Source organism: Flavitalea plasmicola, from assembly GCF_030546645.1.
Classification (GTDB): Bacteria; Bacteroidota; Bacteroidia; order Chitinophagales; family Chitinophagaceae; genus Puia.
The window spans coordinates 813,352-830,620 of record NZ_JAUOTO010000006.1; the positions used below are offsets into that span (position 1 = coordinate 813,352).

General features: G+C 51.3%; 14 protein-coding genes. 10 read left to right on the forward strand and 4 right to left on the reverse strand.

From position 1 onward, the window contains the following. Positions 1 to 27 precede the first annotated feature (27 nt). Positions 28 to 426: an alternative ribosome rescue aminoacyl-tRNA hydrolase ArfB gene (gene arfB / locus Q4E93_RS25150; protein WP_303590055.1), complete on the reverse strand. Its 399-nt coding sequence runs from the start codon at positions 424 to 426 to the stop codon at positions 28 to 30. 104 nt (positions 427 to 530) lie between these two features. On the opposite strand from arfB, the gene Q4E93_RS25155 reads away from it, so the two are divergent. The 6 genes from Q4E93_RS25155 to Q4E93_RS25180 all read left to right on the forward strand — a co-directional run bounded on the left by Q4E93_RS25155 (position 531) and on the right by Q4E93_RS25180 (position 6,178). Continuing rightward, positions 531 to 3,158: a glycosyltransferase family protein gene (locus Q4E93_RS25155; protein WP_303590057.1), complete on the forward strand. Its 2,628-nt coding sequence runs from the start codon at positions 531 to 533 to the stop codon at positions 3,156 to 3,158. A 1-nt stretch (position 3,159) separates the two neighbouring features. Next, complete coding sequence (gene dtd / locus Q4E93_RS25160; protein ID WP_303590059.1) at positions 3,160 to 3,612, forward strand: D-aminoacyl-tRNA deacylase; 453 nt, start codon at positions 3,160 to 3,162, stop codon at positions 3,610 to 3,612. A gap of 33 nt (positions 3,613 to 3,645) precedes the next feature. Beyond that, positions 3,646 to 3,936 carry a hypothetical protein gene (locus tag Q4E93_RS25165; RefSeq protein WP_303590061.1) on the forward strand — a complete coding sequence of 97 codons (291 nt, stop codon included), beginning with the start codon at positions 3,646 to 3,648 and terminating at the stop codon, positions 3,934 to 3,936. 5 nt (positions 3,937 to 3,941) lie between these two features. After that, on the forward strand, positions 3,942 to 4,283 hold the full coding sequence (locus Q4E93_RS25170; protein ID WP_303590063.1) for a nucleotide pyrophosphohydrolase: 342 nt from the start codon (positions 3,942 to 3,944) through the stop codon (positions 4,281 to 4,283). A gap of 19 nt (positions 4,284 to 4,302) precedes the next feature. Next, positions 4,303 to 5,745 (forward strand): glycine--tRNA ligase, encoded by a 1,443-nt coding sequence (locus Q4E93_RS25175; RefSeq protein ID WP_303590065.1) that lies wholly within the window; start codon positions 4,303 to 4,305, stop codon positions 5,743 to 5,745. Between the two features lie 232 nt (positions 5,746 to 5,977). Further along, entirely contained in the window at positions 5,978 to 6,178 is a 201-nt protein-coding gene (locus Q4E93_RS25180) for a hypothetical protein (RefSeq protein WP_303590067.1), read from the forward strand. 5 nt (positions 6,179 to 6,183) lie between these two features. Here Q4E93_RS25180 and Q4E93_RS25185 read toward each other — a convergent pair whose 3' ends face one another. Together Q4E93_RS25185 and Q4E93_RS25190 are read right to left on the reverse strand one after the other, a co-directional pair. Further along, complete coding sequence (locus Q4E93_RS25185) at positions 6,184 to 6,936, reverse strand: ferredoxin--NADP reductase (protein WP_303590069.1); 753 nt, start codon at positions 6,934 to 6,936, stop codon at positions 6,184 to 6,186. A gap of 124 nt (positions 6,937 to 7,060) precedes the next feature. Next, entirely contained in the window at positions 7,061 to 10,948 is a 3,888-nt protein-coding gene (locus tag Q4E93_RS25190) for a S8 family serine peptidase (protein ID WP_303590071.1), read from the reverse strand. Positions 10,949 to 11,045: 97 nt separating this feature from the next. Here Q4E93_RS25190 and Q4E93_RS25195 point away from each other — a divergent pair, with 97 nt between their 5' ends. The 3 genes from Q4E93_RS25195 to Q4E93_RS25205 are packed head-to-tail and all read left to right on the forward strand — an operon-like array spanning position 11,046 to position 15,454. Beyond that, positions 11,046 to 11,498, forward strand: coding sequence for a hypothetical protein (locus tag Q4E93_RS25195; RefSeq protein WP_303590073.1), 453 nt, complete (start codon positions 11,046 to 11,048; stop codon positions 11,496 to 11,498). Positions 11,499 to 11,558: 60 nt separating this feature from the next. Then, on the forward strand, positions 11,559 to 15,080 hold the full coding sequence (gene mfd, locus Q4E93_RS25200; RefSeq protein ID WP_368501899.1) for a transcription-repair coupling factor: 3,522 nt from the start codon (positions 11,559 to 11,561) through the stop codon (positions 15,078 to 15,080). A 29-nt stretch (positions 15,081 to 15,109) separates the two neighbouring features. Then, positions 15,110 to 15,454, forward strand: coding sequence for a DUF4870 domain-containing protein (locus Q4E93_RS25205; protein WP_303590077.1), 345 nt, complete (start codon positions 15,110 to 15,112; stop codon positions 15,452 to 15,454). Positions 15,455 to 15,498: 44 nt separating this feature from the next. Here the strand turns inward: Q4E93_RS25205 and Q4E93_RS25210 are convergent, their stop codons facing one another. Next, positions 15,499 to 15,927, reverse strand: coding sequence for a GNAT family N-acetyltransferase (locus Q4E93_RS25210; protein ID WP_303590079.1), 429 nt, complete (start codon positions 15,925 to 15,927; stop codon positions 15,499 to 15,501). Between the two features lie 270 nt (positions 15,928 to 16,197). Here Q4E93_RS25210 and Q4E93_RS25215 point away from each other — a divergent pair, with 270 nt between their 5' ends. Then, complete coding sequence (locus tag Q4E93_RS25215) at positions 16,198 to 16,434, forward strand: acyl carrier protein (RefSeq protein ID WP_081146706.1); 237 nt, start codon at positions 16,198 to 16,200, stop codon at positions 16,432 to 16,434. Positions 16,435 to 17,269 lie beyond the last annotated feature (835 nt).

Sequence of the window (17,269 nt, forward strand, 5' to 3'; positions counted from 1 at the left end):
GTGGGGGAATTTTTTAATTGCCTGGGATCAGTGTTGTATCTTTTTCCGGCCTTCCTTGATCTGCCCCTGCTTCTTCTTGGATTCAATCCTTTTTTCCTTAGAACCCTTCGAGGGCTTGGTAGCTATCCGCTTTTTCTCCTTCTTCAAGGCCTGTGCGATCAGGTCCTGCATTTTGCGGACAACTTCCTGTTTATTGGCTAATTGGCTCCGATGGACCTGGGACCGCACTTGCAAAAAGCCATCGGAATTGATCTTTCCGGCCAGTTTTTGTTCAAGCACGGCTTTTTGCTGCTCCGTCAGGACGGAGGAAGCTCGGACCAGGAAATACCCCTCTACCATCGTCTCTACCTTGTTCACATTCTGGCCGCCTTTACCCCCGCTCCGGGCCGTCTGAAAAATAATTTCTTTGGTTATATCGATCTTCATGCTATTTTGATGGGCCATCCATCCCCAATAGTATTAACTTGGTTTTAATTAAGCTCCCGAAGTTACCGCTAAATATGGTCCGACAATTGCAAAACGATTCAAATATGCTCAAACACCGCTTCATCCAGGTGTCCGGATTACATTTTCCCGGGAAAAAATGGTTCACCAGGCTGCTGCCCCATGGCGTGGCGGTATTGATATTCCTCCTGGTGGCGGTGATCTATTGCAAACCCGTCTTCCAGGGCAAGGTGCTTTTCCAGGAAGATCTGCTGCAATGGAAGGCAATGGCCCAGCAATCTTTCCAGTTCAGGCAGACACATGGACATTTCCCCCTGTGGAGCAACAGCATGTTCTGCGGTATGCCCGCCTACCAGATAGCAATGGACGGCCCGTCCCTCCACCTTTCTTCCGTACTCTATGGGATGTTGACCCTCTACCTGGAGAAACCCGCCAGTTTCTTCTTCCTGGCCTGCATTTGTTTTTACTTCCTCGCCGGCGTACTTCGGGTCAACCCATTCATCGGCATCATCGGCAGCCTGGCCTATGCCTATGCCACCTATAATCCCGTCATCGTAGCCGTAGGCCATGATACAAAAATGCAATGTATTGCCATGCTGCCCGGGTTGATTGGCTCCATGATCCTGGTCCTGGAGAAAAGATATTGGCAGGGAATGGCCTTGATGGCCCTTTTTGCATCGATGATGATCTCGACAGGTCATATGCAGATCGTCTATTACACATTCCTGGCAGCCATGTTCCTCTTTGGCGCCTATGCCATTCGCTGGATCCGTGGTAAGGAGTTCCGCCGGTTGCGCCATGCCTCCCTGGTATGCATCGGGGCAGTCCTGGTAGGTGTGCTGGCCAACGGCATTGTACTTTTTACCACCAATGATTCCTCCCATGAGACCATTCGGGGAGGCAGCGAGCTGGCGGACCATCAAAGCAACTACACAAGCAATGGACTGAGCGAGACCGCCGCTTTCGATTTCAGTATGTACAGGACGGAACCCTTCGTCCTGCTGGTGCCGGATATCTATGGTGGTAGCACCGACCTGCAATTGCCGGCCGAAAAGTCCCATGCAGTGCAGGCCCTGCAGAAAATGCCCGCCGAGCTGGGACAGTTGGTAGGGGAGGACGGACCGAGATATTATTGGGGCGGCGTGGGCGATCTGCTGGCTGGCCCCCCCTATGCGGGTGCCATCATCTGCTTTTTGGCCCTGGCCGGCCTTATCATGCTGGATAAGAAGCATAAATGGTGGATTCTGAGCGCTTTTATCGTCACCATCGTAATGAGCTGGGGTAGTTATTTCCAACCTTTCAACAGCTGGTTGTTGAAATATCTTCCCATGTATAACAAATTCAGGGCGCCCAGCATGATCATCGTTATCCCCAATTTCCTGCTTTGCCTCCTGGCCACACTGACCTTGCAGCGGATCTATACCTGGGGAATCAGCCGTGGGAACGCAGGGACAGCCATGCCTGTCCCGGAACAGGTACGCAGGGATTCCAAACAGATTTGGCAAAAATACCGCTGGGGCCTACTACTGACCCTGGCTGTCTTTGGTGTGCTGTTCGGCCTCTACGCCGGATCAAACTACACCGGCCTTTCAGACATCCGCCTGCTGGAAAAGGCCGCCGCAAAAGGCAAAGTCCAGGTAGGTTACGTCACCACCTTCCTGGAAGGCCTCCGCCTGGATCGCCGTACCCTCTTTCTGAACAGCATTCTGCGCAGTCTTTCCTTTGTTGCAGCCGCAGCCCTGATCCTCGCACTGTATCTGAAACGGAAGGTCCGGCCCGCATTCCTGCTGGCTTCAATAGGCCTGCTCAGCTTCGTGGACCTCATGGACATTGACCTGAAATATCTCAACTACGACAATTACCAGGAAAAAGAAGAATACCAGACAAATTTCATCCCGACCGAAAGCGACAAGGAAGTTATGCAGGACAAAGGATACTATCGTGTTTTCGATCTCCGTGACACGGCTAACAATACCCTAAGCTATGGGGCAATGACCGCCTACTTCCATAATTCAATAGGAGGCTATCACGCTGCCAAGCTGCGGGTTTATGAAGACCTTATAGTCCACCAGCTGATGAACTATCCCATCTGTCAGCCCGTGATCAATATGCTGAATACAAAGTATATCCTCCGGCGCAGCGTAACGGGCAAAGAGTTCGTTTATCAAAATGCGAATTGCCTGGGCCCGGTATGGTTCGTCGACAGCATCCGCTTCCTCCGGACACCCAAAACGGTCATGGATACCCTGACACATTTCCAGCCGGCACAGGAGGCCATCGTCTTCACGGCAGACAAAGACAAGGTCGCCTACGTGCCCGGACCCGATACTACCGCACAGATTCACTTGCTGAACAACGATAATGATGTCATTACCTACGTGTCGACATCGAAGAAGCCCAGGTTCGCCGTATTCAGTGAGGTCTTCTACGGCCGCGGCTGGAAGGCATGGGTAGATGATCGTGAAGTGCCCATCATTCGCACCAACTATGCATTGCGGGGACTTTCCATACCACCGGGACGGCATGTCATCCGCTTCGTCTTCCACCCCCTTTCCTATTATATAGGAAGACAGGTCCAATGGATGGCTATTATCCTCCAGTTGCTGCTGGTCGCAGGGGCCGTCATCGTATCATTGTATGAAAAAGGATTGCGTATCCGCATAGCCGGCCGGCCCGTGCTGAATTTCCACCCGGAGAGCTTACCTTCATCCTGAAATGCGAACAGTTATACAACGGGTAACCCGTGCATCCGTCACCATTGACGGCGTCCTGAAGGCTGCCATAGAGGCCGGCCTGCTGGTATTGATAGGCATCGAGGACGCAGACGGTCCGGAAGACATCGAATGGCTGAGCGGTAAGATCGTCAATCTCCGTATTTTCAATGATGCGGCAGGCGTCATGAACCTTTCCCTGAAAGATACAGGCGGCGACCTGCTGCTGGTGAGCCAGTTCACGCTCCACGCAGCCACGAAAAAAGGGAATCGCCCCTCTTATATCCGGGCCAGCAAGCCGGACATCGCCATTCCCCTCTATGAAGAGACCATTCGCCGCCTGGAGGCCGATCTGGGCAAGCCCATCGGTACAGGCATATTCGGGGCGGATATGAAAGTGGAGCTGCTGAATGACGGGCCAGTGACGATCCTCCTGGATACAAAGGTCAGGGAGTAGGAATTTCAGTAATTTTAGGTCAAATAATAATATATGGCGAAAAAAACCAGGGCGGAGAAAAAGGAGGACAAACTCTTTCCCTTACCGGAATACTCCCCTAAAGACGATATCTACAAGCAGGAAGAAGAGTCGGATATAGACCCGGAAACCAGGTCGAAAAAGAAGAAGGAGGACGAAGATCCTTCCCTCGACGACGGCTTGGATATACCCGGCGCCGAACTCGATGATGACGACGAAGCCATCGGTGAAGAAGACGAAGAAAATAACTATTATAGCCTGGGTGGCGATGATCATGACGACCTGGAGGAAGATAAAGGGGATTAATTACCATGCCGGAACAACATCTGTCCATAAAGGAAGCCCAGCAGCTGGTAGACAAATGGATCACTACCACCGGCGTGCGCTATTTCAGCGAACTGACGAACATGGCCATCCTCGCCGAAGAGGTGGGGGAGGTCGCCCGGTTGATGAGCCGGCTTTATGGTGACCAGTCCTTCAAAGCTTCCGATAAAGGAAAGGAATTGTCGGATGAGCTGGCGGACGTGCTATGGGTGCTGCTCTGCATTGCCAACCAGACAGGGGTCGATCTCTCCGTCGCATTGGAAAAGAATTTCGAAAAGAAAAACATCCGGGACGCGGAGCGGCATAAGGAGAACGAGAAATTGAGGTGATTCTTTATCTTTGCCGACTATGGCAAACGACACGAACAGGTTCCAGGCGATCATTTCGCACTGTAAAGAATATGGCTTTATCTTCCCGTCCAGCGAGATCTATGATGGCCTGAGCGCCGTTTATGACTATGGCCAAAATGGCAGTGAGCTGAAAAAGAACATAAAAGACTATTGGTGGAAAAGCATGACCCAGCTGAATGAGAACATCGTCGGCATCGACGCGGCCATCTTCATGCATCCCACCACCTGGAAAGCCAGCGGCCATGTCGACAATTTCAGCGACCCGATGATCGACAATAAGGACAGCAAAAAGCGCTATCGTGTCGACCACCTCATCGAAGCCCGGATCGAAGAGCTGGAAAAAAAGGGAGATAAGGCAGGCGCGGACGCCCTCCAGCAAGCTATGGACAGCCTGCTCGCCGCCAGCGACTTCGCCGGCCTGAAAAAGCTCATAGAAGACCAGAAGATAAAATGCAGCGTCAGCGATACGGGTAACTGGACGGAAGTACGCCAGTTCAATCTCATGTTCTCTACCCAGCTGGGCAGCGTGTCCGAAGAAGCAAGCGAGATCTACCTGCGCCCGGAAACGGCCCAGGGTATCTTCGTCAATTTCCTCAACGTACAGAAAACAGGCCGGATGAAGATCCCTTTCGGCATCGCGCAGATCGGCAAAGCTTTCCGCAACGAGATCGTCGCCCGCCAGTTCATCTTCCGCATGCGGGAGTTCGAACAGATGGAAATGCAGTTCTTCATCCGACCCGGCACACAAAAAGAATGGTACGAACACTGGAAGAACGAAAGGATGAAATGGCACCTGAGCCTGGGTATACCAAAAGAAAAATACCGCTTCCACGATCACGTGAAGCTGGCCCACTACGCAGATGCGGCCTGCGATATCGAATATGATTTTCCCATTGGATTCAAAGAAGTAGAAGGCATCCATTCCCGCACGGATTTCGACCTGAAGAGCCATCAGGAATATAGCAAAAAGAAAATGCAGTACTTCGACTCCGAGATCAATCAGAACTATATACCCTATGTCATAGAGACTTCCATCGGCCTGGACCGCACCGTCCTGATGGTACTGAGCGAAGCCTATTTCGAAGAGGACCTCAGCACTCCTGAAAAGCAGGATAGCCGCGTTGTGCTGAAATTCCCCCCCAGGCTGGCGCCCATAAAATTGGCCGTGCTGCCCCTAACGAAAAAAGACGGCCTGCCCGAAATAGCCCGGGAGGTGATGGATGCCTGCAAAAGCCAGTTCCGGTGCTTTTATGAGGAAAAAGATGCCATCGGCAAGCGCTATCGCCGGATGGACGCCATCGGAACACCATTCTGCGTAACGGTGGACCACCAGACCAAAGAGGATCAGACGGTTACTATCCGCTATAGAGACACTATGCAGCAGGAGCGGGTGCCCATTGCTGACATATCCAGGATCGTCAGCCGACAAATAGAAGGATAACAGGAATTTTTCGCATCCGGGATTTATTGTGTTTTCGTTAATTTATTACTATATTTGATCCGGATCGGACGCAAAGCCTGTCCGATCCCCTGAAAACGACCCACTGCATCCCCTGGTGAACAGCCTATCGCTTAAAGAACATTAAATTATTTTTAAGATGATTACTTTTGATCTAATCATTAATCCGGTTATTCTATTGATTGCAGTAATTGGAGGTGGTTTTATAGGTCTCATGATAGGTAGGGCGACATTGGCAAAAAGCCGTTCGAAGATCATCGAACTGGAAAAAGAAATGATGAATAGCCACGCCGAGATTCTGGAGATACAAAAGGCATATGTACAGCTGGAAAATAAATTAGAAGAACATTCCATCCCTGTCATCTCCATGAAGATCAACGGCAAGGAAAATCCCAAAGAAAAAGCGACGAAATAGCAGACCTAACCATAAAGCTCCTGGTGGATAGCCTTCCTGTCATAGCCTAATGCCTGAATCCGTTGCTTGGCTTCATCGATCATATTTTTCCATCCACATAAGTAGAAAGAAGCCGCCTTCAATTCATTTGTGCCCGAACCTTCCTGGTTCTTGCGGCAAAGCTCCTCATACACGGCGTGTACATATCCCGTACGGATGATATGGTCCGTGGAAACTTCCCGGGAGTAAGTAGGAATATAATGAAAGCTGGGTATCTGCTCGGCCAGCGCCTTTAATTCGGGGCCATATAACGCATCGCCAAAATGACGGCAGCCAAAGATCAGGTAGATCTCCCGGTGCGGGATATTATTATTAAGGATATGATGCGCCATGCTCCGAAAAGGAGCGATCCCCGTCCCTGTGCAAATGAAATACAGGTCTTTCTCGATAGGTTCCGGTAAGGTAAATATTCCCTGTGGCCCACGGAGCGTCAGCTCGCTGCCAACTTTCACTTCATTGAATAAATAATTCGTACCGGCGCCTCCTTCCAGATGTACGATCACCAGCTCGATAGTATTGGAGCCATCGGGCCAGGAGGCAATGGAATAACTCCGCACCCGTTTGTTGAGCTTCTCGTGAATAGGAAGGTCCAGGGTGACAAACTGCCCTGGCTTAAAGTCAAAAGAGGCAAGGGCCGGGATCTGTATCCAAAATCGCCGGGTTTGCGCCGTCTCATTCTCTATGCGGGTGACCTTACCGGTTTGCCAAGGTTGGAGCATACTGATGGAATTTAAGCGTGATGCTGGCAGGTACACAAACAAAGAACGGATCCGAAGATCCGCCCTTTGTTCAGTTGTAGCAGGCAATCGATTGGCTAATATATAATTTTTTTCCGGGTATGATTTATTTTTTCACCAGGATTTTCCGGACATAAGTGTCATTCCCGTGAATGATCTTCAGCACATACATGCCGGAAGCCAGGTTGCCGGCATTGATCGTTTTGTTATACGCACCGACAAAATTCGCATCATCTTCTTCATAGACTTTCTGGCCCAGGGTATTCAACAGGATGATACTGGTATTGTCCGGCGTTTCCATGTTGAACTGCAGCTGGAAGATCCCCGGGTTGGGATTGGGCGATACCACCAACCCAATGGTGGAACCGTTGACATCATTGGTTCCGGTGGAGACGAATGGTATGGAGTTGGACGGCAGCGCACACCCGCTGACAGCATCCGTGACGATGGTCTGATACGTGCCGGAGATCTTGGCGATAAGCGTCTTTCCGGTGGAATCCCGTAACAGCGTTCCACTCCGGTACCACTGGTTGCCATCGTCAAAGCTGCTGGTGAATACATTGGTATTGGTCAGCGTAATGACAGGCGCAGCTACGGGTGTGGCCACCACAGGAGTCCGGGCCGCCGTGCTGGGACAGCCAGTCAATCTGATACCCATGTTATAGAAGGGATAATAGATCTTTTTATAGGCCGTAGTGCTGTCGGCAGTATTGCCCCCCTGATCATTGCCGGTGATAGAGATCAGTCCGGGAATCGAAATGGGATAGGGCACGACGGAACTGCTGCCGCTGCCGAATACATTGGCAAATATGCCCGTGCCGTCAGTGCCGTCGATAATGATGATATAGCTGCCTGGAGTGGGAATGGGGATATTCAGATTGAATATTCCTCCTGTATCATTGTTATCAGCTGGGGCAGACGTATTAGGGCCTACTGCCAATGGCGTATTCCTGGTCGCGTATACGTCGATGGTCGTACTGTAGTTGGGTATATAGGAATAGGAGCCATTGGTACCCGACCAGCCTGCAAAAGTAGCAAGGGTAAACGTCACCTTCCCGCTATGAGAAAAATACATCTTGGCACTTTCGATGGTAAGGGGAACTTGCGTTGTCAGCTTTATGAAATTGCCCTGCAGCTGATAATAGGCTCCCGTTCCATTGGTGTAAGCCGCCATCTTATTAGGGGGGCCTTCTTTGGTTGCCAGATCGTTCACTCCCAGATAATAGGTGTTATTGGACGGGATCACGCTGGTAGTAGTGGAATTGCCCGCAGCAATAGGCTTGGTCGCTGTTGGACTATCATACCATAAGGCCACGTCGTTGCCGGAAGTGGTTGCTTTTAAAGAAGCGGTCGTGGCATTCGTACCGCAGGTAAATGCCGTACCCGTAGCAGTAGAGGAGTTGGTGCTGACAGTAGTGCTGGCGACATACTGATCGTTGCCGGTATTAAAGTCAGTGGCCAGGCCCGTTTTGCTCGTCAACGTATACGTCGTGCCGGCAATGGCTTTAAATGTGGTGTTATAGGTAAAAACGACATCGCTTTTGCCCGGTAGGCTATCCTTGCAGATCGCAGTAAGCGTGGCGACGGTATTGCCGCCGCCATCCTTGATGGTAGTCGTCACGGGAACTGCATTCTGCAGCGTAGTACCGTAGTTGCGGATCCGGATGGTGACGATCTGGGAATCGCTGGCGCAGCTGGAAAGGCCGGGCAATTCCAGCGAAGCCACGCCTACGTCGCTGGCGGGCGTGGAGAACATTACGCGGTAATCCTGGGTCTCGCCAGCAGTATAAGTGCCGCAGGCAGCAGGTACAGCCGCTGCCCCGTCCTGTACGACGATCCGCATGCGGGTGAATACACCGGCTTTTACGGTAGTAGGGATAGTAATGCTGCCCGTGTAGGTGGCGGCAGTTGTGGTGCTGCTCAGGTTCGTAGTAGATGCGGCAAGCTCGCCCGCATCGCCAAAATCACCGTTATTATTATAGTCGATATAAACAGCAATATTGGTGTTGGCAGTACCGCTGCATGTCTGGTAACCCACCTTGATGGGAAAGGTTTGCCCGATAGCCAGCTGTGGCGCAGCCACTGCAGTCTGATCATTGTATTTCGCGCCACAGTCGCCTGCTGTAGCATTATTCAGGCTGCCCAGGTTCACATTGCTGATAAAGGAACCGGTGGAACCCGAGGCGCCGGATGCGCAATAGGCTGTTCCGCCCGCCCCGCTGACCAGCAGCGAATAGGCCTGGCTGCCCGAAGGAGTGCCCTGCTTCAGGGTGCCCTTATGAGATACTTTTATTTTATAGGTCCTGCCGGGTATCAGGCTGTCCACCTGTACCTTTTCTACGTTGTCGCGGATATTGTCCCCCCTGGTAGCCGCCGCAGACGGCGAGGCAGGATTTAATATCCAGGGCAGGTAGACAGTGCCTGACGAGACATCGGTAATCCGGAGGTCCAGGTCATTCACCAGCTTGATGCCCACGTCATGAAAGTTGGAAGTGACATTGGCTGCCGGCACCCCCGCGGGATCCGTCCAGGAGATGGTAGCAATAAGAGGCGATGTGCCGGAAGCCACCACGGTGATGCTGTCGGCATCATTGGTAGTATTCGTCAGCTGATCCTCCACGACCATCTGATCTTTTTGGGCGGTGTTGTTCGAAGTGATGACGGAGGCCGCCTTTTCCATATTGATCAGGCCCCAACCATATTGATAGTCCGGACCGGGGTTGGCGCCCGCTTCGTCAGCCGTATGGATAAGAAGGCCCTTCAACGTGGCCGAACGCATGAAGGTGTTGCCATGCAGCTTCGACCAATATTCCTGCAGCAGGAAAGAAGAGCCCGCCGCAGCAGGGGATGCCATGGAAGTGCCGCTGAAAACATCATATGCATTGTCGGCAGTACTGACGGAAGACAGGACATTGGCCCCGTCAGCCACGACATCGGGCTTGATACGGCCATCCCCCGTGGGACCCCAACTGCTGAAATCGGTCAGCACTGCGTCCGAAGGCTGGCTATAGCCGGCAGGAATCGGATTCACCGCTCCTACTGTAAGGATATTCTTGGCATTGCCGTAGGTGGCGATGATCATGTAACCGGCATTGTTGCTGATGTTGGAAGGACGCTTTTCAGACTTCCAGCTGTTGGAACTGACATCGTAATAATAATAGGTGGCGTTCACGTCGGGACCATTCACGGATCTGTTGTTGCCCGCTGCTTTGGTAATCAGGTAGAAAGGGGCATTATACGCGATGGAGTCCCAGGTCCGGGTATCTTCGTCATATAATCCGAAGTTGACATCCACCGTGTCCCCATGATTGCCCCACCATTCCCACCGGCTCTGGTCGCCATTGTAGTACCAACCAGTAATAATGGAATAAGAGTGATTAGAAACAAGGAGTCCGTTCTGCGCCGCCGTCATCATCTCGGATTGGTCACTATTGAAGTCATACGCGTTCAGCATCTTTGCGCCAAACGACATGCCCTTGGCCACCGGGTTCACCCCCGCCGCGATCATCGTGCCGGCGACATGCGTGGAGTGATCGCTGAGGACCGCCGAGTTGTCTGCCTGGTTCACCCGGTTGTTCAGCTCGACGTGGGTATTCCTCACCTTCCCCTCGTCCCATACGGCGATCAATCCCGACATATAGTTGGCGCTGCCGCTGAGCCCAAGTCCCGTACTGCCGCCAGGCCAAAGGGAGGTGGTCCGGATAGTGGCGGCGGATATAATATTATCGTTGGTGGTTATATATATTGGATGCCCCGTCCGGCTGAGTCCCCGCAGATAGGCCAGGCGCCCGCTCTTGTTCTTGATCGTCAGCGGCCATCCATGCTTGGCGGCCAGGGTTTCCACCATCCGGCGGATATCCTGTTCCTGGCTGGCTTTGAGCCGGCTCGCTTGTTGAAGAGCGGCTCTATTGGTGGACACTTGCGCCTGGGAAAATAGGGCGGAAAGGAGTAGGATCGATAAAAGGAATAAGGAGCGCGGGCGCCAATTAGTCATAAGGATTATTTAAATCGGTCTTAAAAATAGTGTTTTTTAGCTGTTTTCAGGCTTAATTATATGTAACTTACTTAGAACCATTTTGGGGCCTTCCTTCATGCTGAAACTTTTACTTGTAGGTCTTTTGAGCCTTTCTTGCGGCCTGATCCACAGGACCTTCGGCGATCAGGGCATCGAAGGCACCGTCTTCAGCATCGGAGGCAACCGTATGCCCGCTCCAAATAGGAGAACTTCTGCTCCAAAAGAGGGTGTCCGCGGCACCATCTACATCTATGAATTAACCAATATCAACCAGGTAGATAGGGTCGGTGACGCGCCTTATTTCAAGTCCATACATACCCGGATGATCCGGCAGGCCGACACTGACGATAAGGGACATTTTAAAGTGCTGTTGCCTGTCGGTCAGTACTCCATTTTCACAAAGAAGGGTGATCTCTTCCACGCCAGCCGCAGGGATGAAAAAAACAATCTCGCCCCCGTTGAGGTCTTATCAGGAAAAATGACAAAAGTTGATTGTAGTGTAGAATCCGATCATAAACCCGTTTATTAGGATTTACGGTAATTTAACCTGTTCGGTTGCCTGACCATTTTTCGTATCTTTGCCAACTGAATGAACAGTGAGGTTTTATCCGGGTCTTTTTTGCATTCTCCCCGCCTTTTTCAACTGGCGGACAGACTCGTATTGTCCCAACCCCAACGCATTCATTGCAGGAACCTACAGGGCAGTAGCCCAGCCTTTCTGGTGAACGCCGTATTTCAGCATGAAATGACCAGCCAGCTCAATCACCTGGTAGTTTGTGAGGACGCCGAGGCCGCAGCCTACCTGCATAATACGCTGGAAAACCTCACAGGAGCCCTGGACCTCTTTTACTTCCCTTCCTCTTTTAAGACAAAGAAAAATTATCGACTGCTGAACAGCAGCCATGTCATGCTGCGCACCGAGACCCTGACGCGCCTGTCCGCAGCTATGCGAAATCCTGCGGCAGTCACCGGCAGCCATAAAAAGCTCATCGTCTCCTACCCCGAAGCGCTTTTTGAAAAGGTGGTACAGCCGGATGCCCTTTCCGGCAACATCATTTCCATCAAGGCGGGCGATACCCTCGACTTGAATGGCATGATGGAGCGCTTTGTGGAAAAAGGCTTCGAAAGGACCGACTTTGTATATGAACCCGGGCAGTTCGCTTTGCGCGGCGGTATCCTCGACATTTACTCCTTTGGCAACGAAAAGCCTTACCGGATAGAGCTCTTTGGCAATGACGTGGATTCCATCCGCATATTTGACCCCGAGACCCAGCTCAGTGAGCGTAAGTTGCTGCAAGTCAATATTATACCAAATGTGGACACCCGGGTGGGCAGCGGGGAGAAGATCTCCTTGCTGGAGTTCCTGCCGGAAAATACGGTCATCTGGATGCAGGACTGGGCTTTCACGAGGGAAAGGCTCGCCATCCAGGAGGAAGACCTGGAGATCTACCTGGAACACCTGACAGTGGAACGTGAACGCCTTGCAGCCCAGGCGGCAGCCGAACCGGCAGGCAAAAGCCGGCGCCCCCTGTCCCGGGAAGCCGCTTCGGACGAAGAGGATAAAATGGAGAAAAGAGAGATACGGCAGGAAGAGTTCGCCACAGCAGAAGACATAGGACGGGAGCTGAAAAAATTCCACGTGGTGGAATACGGGCCCTCGGCATCCGGTGACATCGATGGTGGTTCCCCTTTCGCTATCGATTTCCACACCCGCCCCCAGCCCGCTTTCAACAGGCAGTTCGACTTGCTGATAAAGGATCTGAAGTCCTGGGAGGCTAAAAAATATACCCTTTACCTCTTTGCTGAGAATCCGCGGCAGTTGGAACGGCTCCGTACGATCTTCGAAGACCTGAAAGCCGAGGTCACTTTCACCCCCATACCACTGTCCATCCATGAAGGATTCATTGACGAAGACCTGAAAGTCGTCTGTTATACAGACCATCAGCTTTTCCAGCGATACCATAAGTACAAGGTTAAACAAGCCTATAATAAGAACAAGGCCATCACCCTCCGAACCCTTCGGGAGTTACAGCCGGGAGATTACGTCACACATATCGACCACGGGGTAGGCGTGTACAGCGGTTTGCAAAAAATAGAAGCCAATGGCCGGCTGCAGGAGGCCGTTCGGATCATCTATAAGGACAGCGATATCCTGTACGTCAACATCAACTCTTTACACAAGATCTCGAAATACACAGGCAAGGAAGGCACTGTGCCCAGGGTGAATAAGCTTGGCAGCGATGTCTGGCAGAAGCTGAAGGAAAAGACAAAGACCAGGGTAAAAGAGATTGCTTTCGATCTGATCAGGCTCTATGCGCAGCGCAAAGCGCAGCAAGGCTTTGCACATACCCCCGACAACTACATGCAGACAGAGCTGGAGGCGTCGTTTATCTATGAGGACACGCCAGACCAGAGCAAAGCCACTGCCGACGTAAAGAAGGATATGGAATCTCCTTCGCCAATGGACAGGCTGGTCTGCGGGGACGTAGGTTTCGGCAAGACGGAAGTGGCCGTTCGATCAGCCTTTAAGACCTGCTGTGACGGTAAACAGGCCGCCGTGCTCGTGCCCACCACTATCCTTGCTTTCCAGCATTATAAGACCTTTAGCGAAAGATTGAAGGACTTCCCGGTCAAAGTGGATTACGTCAACAGGTTCAAATCCTCGAAAGAGAAAAAAGATACCCTGAAAAGGCTGGAGGACGGTAAGATCGATATCATCATCGGTACCCACGCCTTGCTGGGCAAAGAAGTAAAGTTCAAAGACCTGGGATTGCTGGTCATCGACGAGGAACAGAAATTCGGGGTGGCACATAAAGAGAAGATCAAGACACTGCGGACAAATGTCGACTGCCTTACCCTGACAGCCACGCCTATTCCCCGTACCCTGCAGTTCAGCCTGATGGGCGCCCGTGATCTGAGTATCATCAATACACCCCCTCCCAATCGTCAGCCTATACAGACGGAATTGCATGGCTATAATGAAGATTTCATCCGTGACGCAATCTACTATGAGACGGAAAGGGGTGGACAGGTGTTCTTCATCTACAACAGGGTCCAGGGGCTGGCGGAAATGTCCGCCGTCATCCAGGGATTGTGCCCCGATCTGAGCATCAGCTACGCCCACGGCCAGATGGAAGGCCATGAGCTGGAGGAAAAGATACTGGACTTCATCGACAGGAAATATGACGTCCTCGTATGTACAAACATCGTGGAGAGTGGCGTGGATATCCCCAATGTAAACACGATCATCGTCAATAATGCCCATCATTTCGGTCTCAGCGATCTTCATCAGCTGCGCGGTCGCGTAGGCCGGAGCAATAAAAAGGCATTCTGTTATCTACTGGCTCCCTCCCTGGCCACACTGCCGGATGACAGCCGCAAGCGCTTGCAGACGCTGGAACAGCACAGCGACCTGGGCAGTGGCTTCCAGATCGCCATGCGCGACCTCGACATCCGCGGCGCTGGCAACATGCTCGGTGGCGAACAAAGTGGCTTTATGGCCGACATCGGATTCGAGACCTATCAGAAGATCCTGGACGAAGCCATCAAGGAACTCAAACGCACCGAGTTCAAAGAGCTATTCAAAGAAGAGATCTCCAAAGCGGACGATTATGTACAGGACTGTACGATAGACACGGACCTGGAAATACTGATACCCGACAGCTACGTGGAAAGCATCACTGAAAGGCTATCGCTCTACACAAGGCTGGATAACAGCAGTAACGAAGAAGAATTGCAGGAATTCCATAAAGAGCTGATAGACCGTTTTGGCCCCATACCGCCACAGGTAGAGGACCTTTTCGACACAGTGCGTATCCGCAAGCTGGCCGTCACCCTGGGATTCGAAAAGCTGATCCTGAAGGATACTGACCTGCGTTGCTATTTTATCAACAGGCCCGACTCTCCCTATTTTGAGTCGGAGATCTTCAGTCGGATCCTGGACTATATTCAGAAATATACAAATAAGGCCAAGCTCAAACAGGCTGGCAAAAACTTCCTGCTGGTGGTGGATGATGTGCATTCCATGGCCGAATTGCTCCGTTTCCTCCGCCGGATGAGTGATTTCGCGCTTGGAGAAGATAAGGTCCCCGAAAGGGCAGCTGCTACATAAATTCATTATATTTATGGAAAAGGTGCACCATGGCAGAAGATCAACCAGGTTATATGCCTGACGGCGACGAACGCACGCTGGCCATCCTCTCCCATATACTGGCCATCATCCCCGGAGTCGGTTTCCTGGCGCCACTGGTGATCTACCTCCTAAAGAAGAACGATTCCGCCTTTGTAGCGGCCAATGCAAAGGAATCTTTGAATTTCCAGTTGACAATCATCTTGTTATATATTATCCTCTTTATTACCCTTATTGGAGTGCTCCTCTTTTGGGTAGTGGGCATCCTTAACACCGTCCTGGTGATTGTTGCGACGATCAGGGCTGCTGAGAATAGGATATACCGATATCCCATCAGCATAAGGCTGATCAGATAGCCTCAAGCCAGGATTTAATTAATTCTCAGCTTGTAGCTCGCCGCTCAAAGCGCTTTCTCCATAATATAATGTGGTATGGTGACCTCGATGAACTCTTCGCCGGTGGTGCTGTAACCCAGCTTTTCATAGAATCCAAGGGCCGTCTTGCGGGCATGCATACACAATTTTTTATAGCCAAGGTCCCGCGCAATATTCTCCGCGAAGATCATAAGAGCACGGCCAATACCTTTCCCCTGCATACTATTGGGGACGGCCATCTGTCGGAGACGCATAGTATGCTGGTCCATTCTTGTCAGCAGACAACAGCCCAGTAGTTTGTCGTCTTCGAAGGCGCCCATCAGCACATCCTCCTTTTCTTTTTCCAGCTCCGCTGCGTCAAATGAGAGACCCAGTGGTTTACGCAGGATCTCCATGCGTAAATTCACCATCTGCTGATACTCCTTCGTTCCGTGATCGATGATCCTAAGCGCCATGCTGTCTTTTATATTTTAAGTAAGAGGGAGGCCGAAGTTATTTAAATTTACTAATTCCGGGCTGTTAAATGGCGCAAAAACTAAAAATTTTACACATATTGCCAAAATCTGCTAAAGCGCTCTATTAGCGCTTGCGACGAGAAAATGCCAATTAAAGGGTGGTAGGGAAATTGCAAGGTACGAACAAAGGGTAAAATTAAAAAATGCCCGGTTTGTTGTGTTTTGCTGGAAATCTCTATTTTTGCAGCCGTATAACTAAATCTTACAAAAATGTCAGACATCGCTACAAGGGTTAAAAAGATCATCGTTGATAAATTAGGAGTTGAAGAAGCTGAGGTTACAAATGAGGCTTCTTTTACCAATGATCTGGGTGCAGACTCTCTGGACACCGTTGAACTCATCATGGAATTCGAAAAGGAATTCAACATCTCCATCCCGGACGAGCAGGCAGAGACGATTACTACCGTTGGTCAGGCTGTCGCTTATCTGGAAGAGCACGCTAAATAGCATAACCTCCGGTTTGCAATAAATTCGTTTGATCCGCCTTTTCGAGCAATCAAGTGGCTTAGAAGGCGGATTTATCCTTAAACCAGGACCTGCTGAAAGCAGCTCGTCCAGAATCGAAGATTCCGACCAAGGCAAAGGGTAACCGAGTGAAACGAAGGTTACGATCGAGAAGGACCGTGTCGAAGCAGGTCCGACGAAGATCTGAGTGAAACGAAGGTTACGATCGAGAAGGACCGTGTGAAGTACCCGAGGATACGAAGGGTACGAATGTTCACGAGGGGAGCGAAGGGAACGAACGAGGAAAAGCGAGGAACGAAGCTTTTTCGAAGTTCTGGGCGTGACGAAGCAGCCCTGACGAAATTCTCCGACGAAGATCTGAGTGAAACGTAACCGAGCAAAGCGAAGGTTAGGGGCAAGGAGAAGCGAAGAATGCAGCTTCGACGAAGGCCGTACGATCGAGAAGGACCGTGTGAAGTACCCGAGGATACGAAGGGTACGAATGAGATATCCGAGGAAGGGTCCAATAGTGTTGGAACCAACGAAGGCAACCGAGCGTAGGCGAAGGTTGCGACCAAGGTCTCAACGGTGTTGAGACAGTAGGCCTGGCGAAGCCCTCGTGACGAAGCAGCCCTGACGAAGTTCTCCGACGAAGATCTGAGTGAAACGTAACCGAGCAAAGCGAAGGTTAGAGGCGTACCTGAGGGAAGCGAAAGGTACGAACAAGGAGGAACAAGGGACGACGTTCCGACGAAGTTCTGAGCGAAGAATGCAGCTTCGACGAAGGCCGTACGATCGAGAAGGACCGTGTGAAGTACCCGAGGATACGAAGGGTACG

Coding starts and splice junctions, on each gene's coding strand:
- Q4E93_RS25185 (WP_303590069.1), bottom strand. CDS start 6,936: ATGCTCCAACCTTGGCAAACCGGTAAGGTCACCCGCATAGAGAATGAG.
- Q4E93_RS25205 (WP_303590077.1), top strand. CDS start 15,110: ATGGCAGAAGATCAACCAGGTTATATGCCTGACGGCGACGAACGCACG.
- Q4E93_RS25170 (WP_303590063.1), top strand. CDS start 3,942: ATGCCGGAACAACATCTGTCCATAAAGGAAGCCCAGCAGCTGGTAGAC.
- Q4E93_RS25180 (WP_303590067.1), top strand. CDS start 5,978: ATGATAGGTAGGGCGACATTGGCAAAAAGCCGTTCGAAGATCATCGAA.
- arfB (WP_303590055.1), bottom strand. CDS start 426: ATGAAGATCGATATAACCAAAGAAATTATTTTTCAGACGGCCCGGAGC.
- Q4E93_RS25175 (WP_303590065.1), top strand. CDS start 4,303: ATGGCAAACGACACGAACAGGTTCCAGGCGATCATTTCGCACTGTAAA.
- Q4E93_RS25210 (WP_303590079.1), bottom strand. CDS start 15,927: ATGGCGCTTAGGATCATCGATCACGGAACGAAGGAGTATCAGCAGATG.
- Q4E93_RS25155 (WP_303590057.1), top strand. CDS start 531: ATGCTCAAACACCGCTTCATCCAGGTGTCCGGATTACATTTTCCCGGG.
- Q4E93_RS25190 (WP_303590071.1), bottom strand. CDS start 10,948: ATGACTAATTGGCGCCCGCGCTCCTTATTCCTTTTATCGATCCTACTC.
- Q4E93_RS25215 (WP_081146706.1), top strand. CDS start 16,198: ATGTCAGACATCGCTACAAGGGTTAAAAAGATCATCGTTGATAAATTA.
- dtd (WP_303590059.1), top strand. CDS start 3,160: ATGCGAACAGTTATACAACGGGTAACCCGTGCATCCGTCACCATTGAC.
- mfd (WP_368501899.1), top strand. CDS start 11,559: ATGAACAGTGAGGTTTTATCCGGGTCTTTTTTGCATTCTCCCCGCCTT.
- Q4E93_RS25165 (WP_303590061.1), top strand. CDS start 3,646: ATGGCGAAAAAAACCAGGGCGGAGAAAAAGGAGGACAAACTCTTTCCC.
- Q4E93_RS25195 (WP_303590073.1), top strand. CDS start 11,046: ATGCTGAAACTTTTACTTGTAGGTCTTTTGAGCCTTTCTTGCGGCCTG.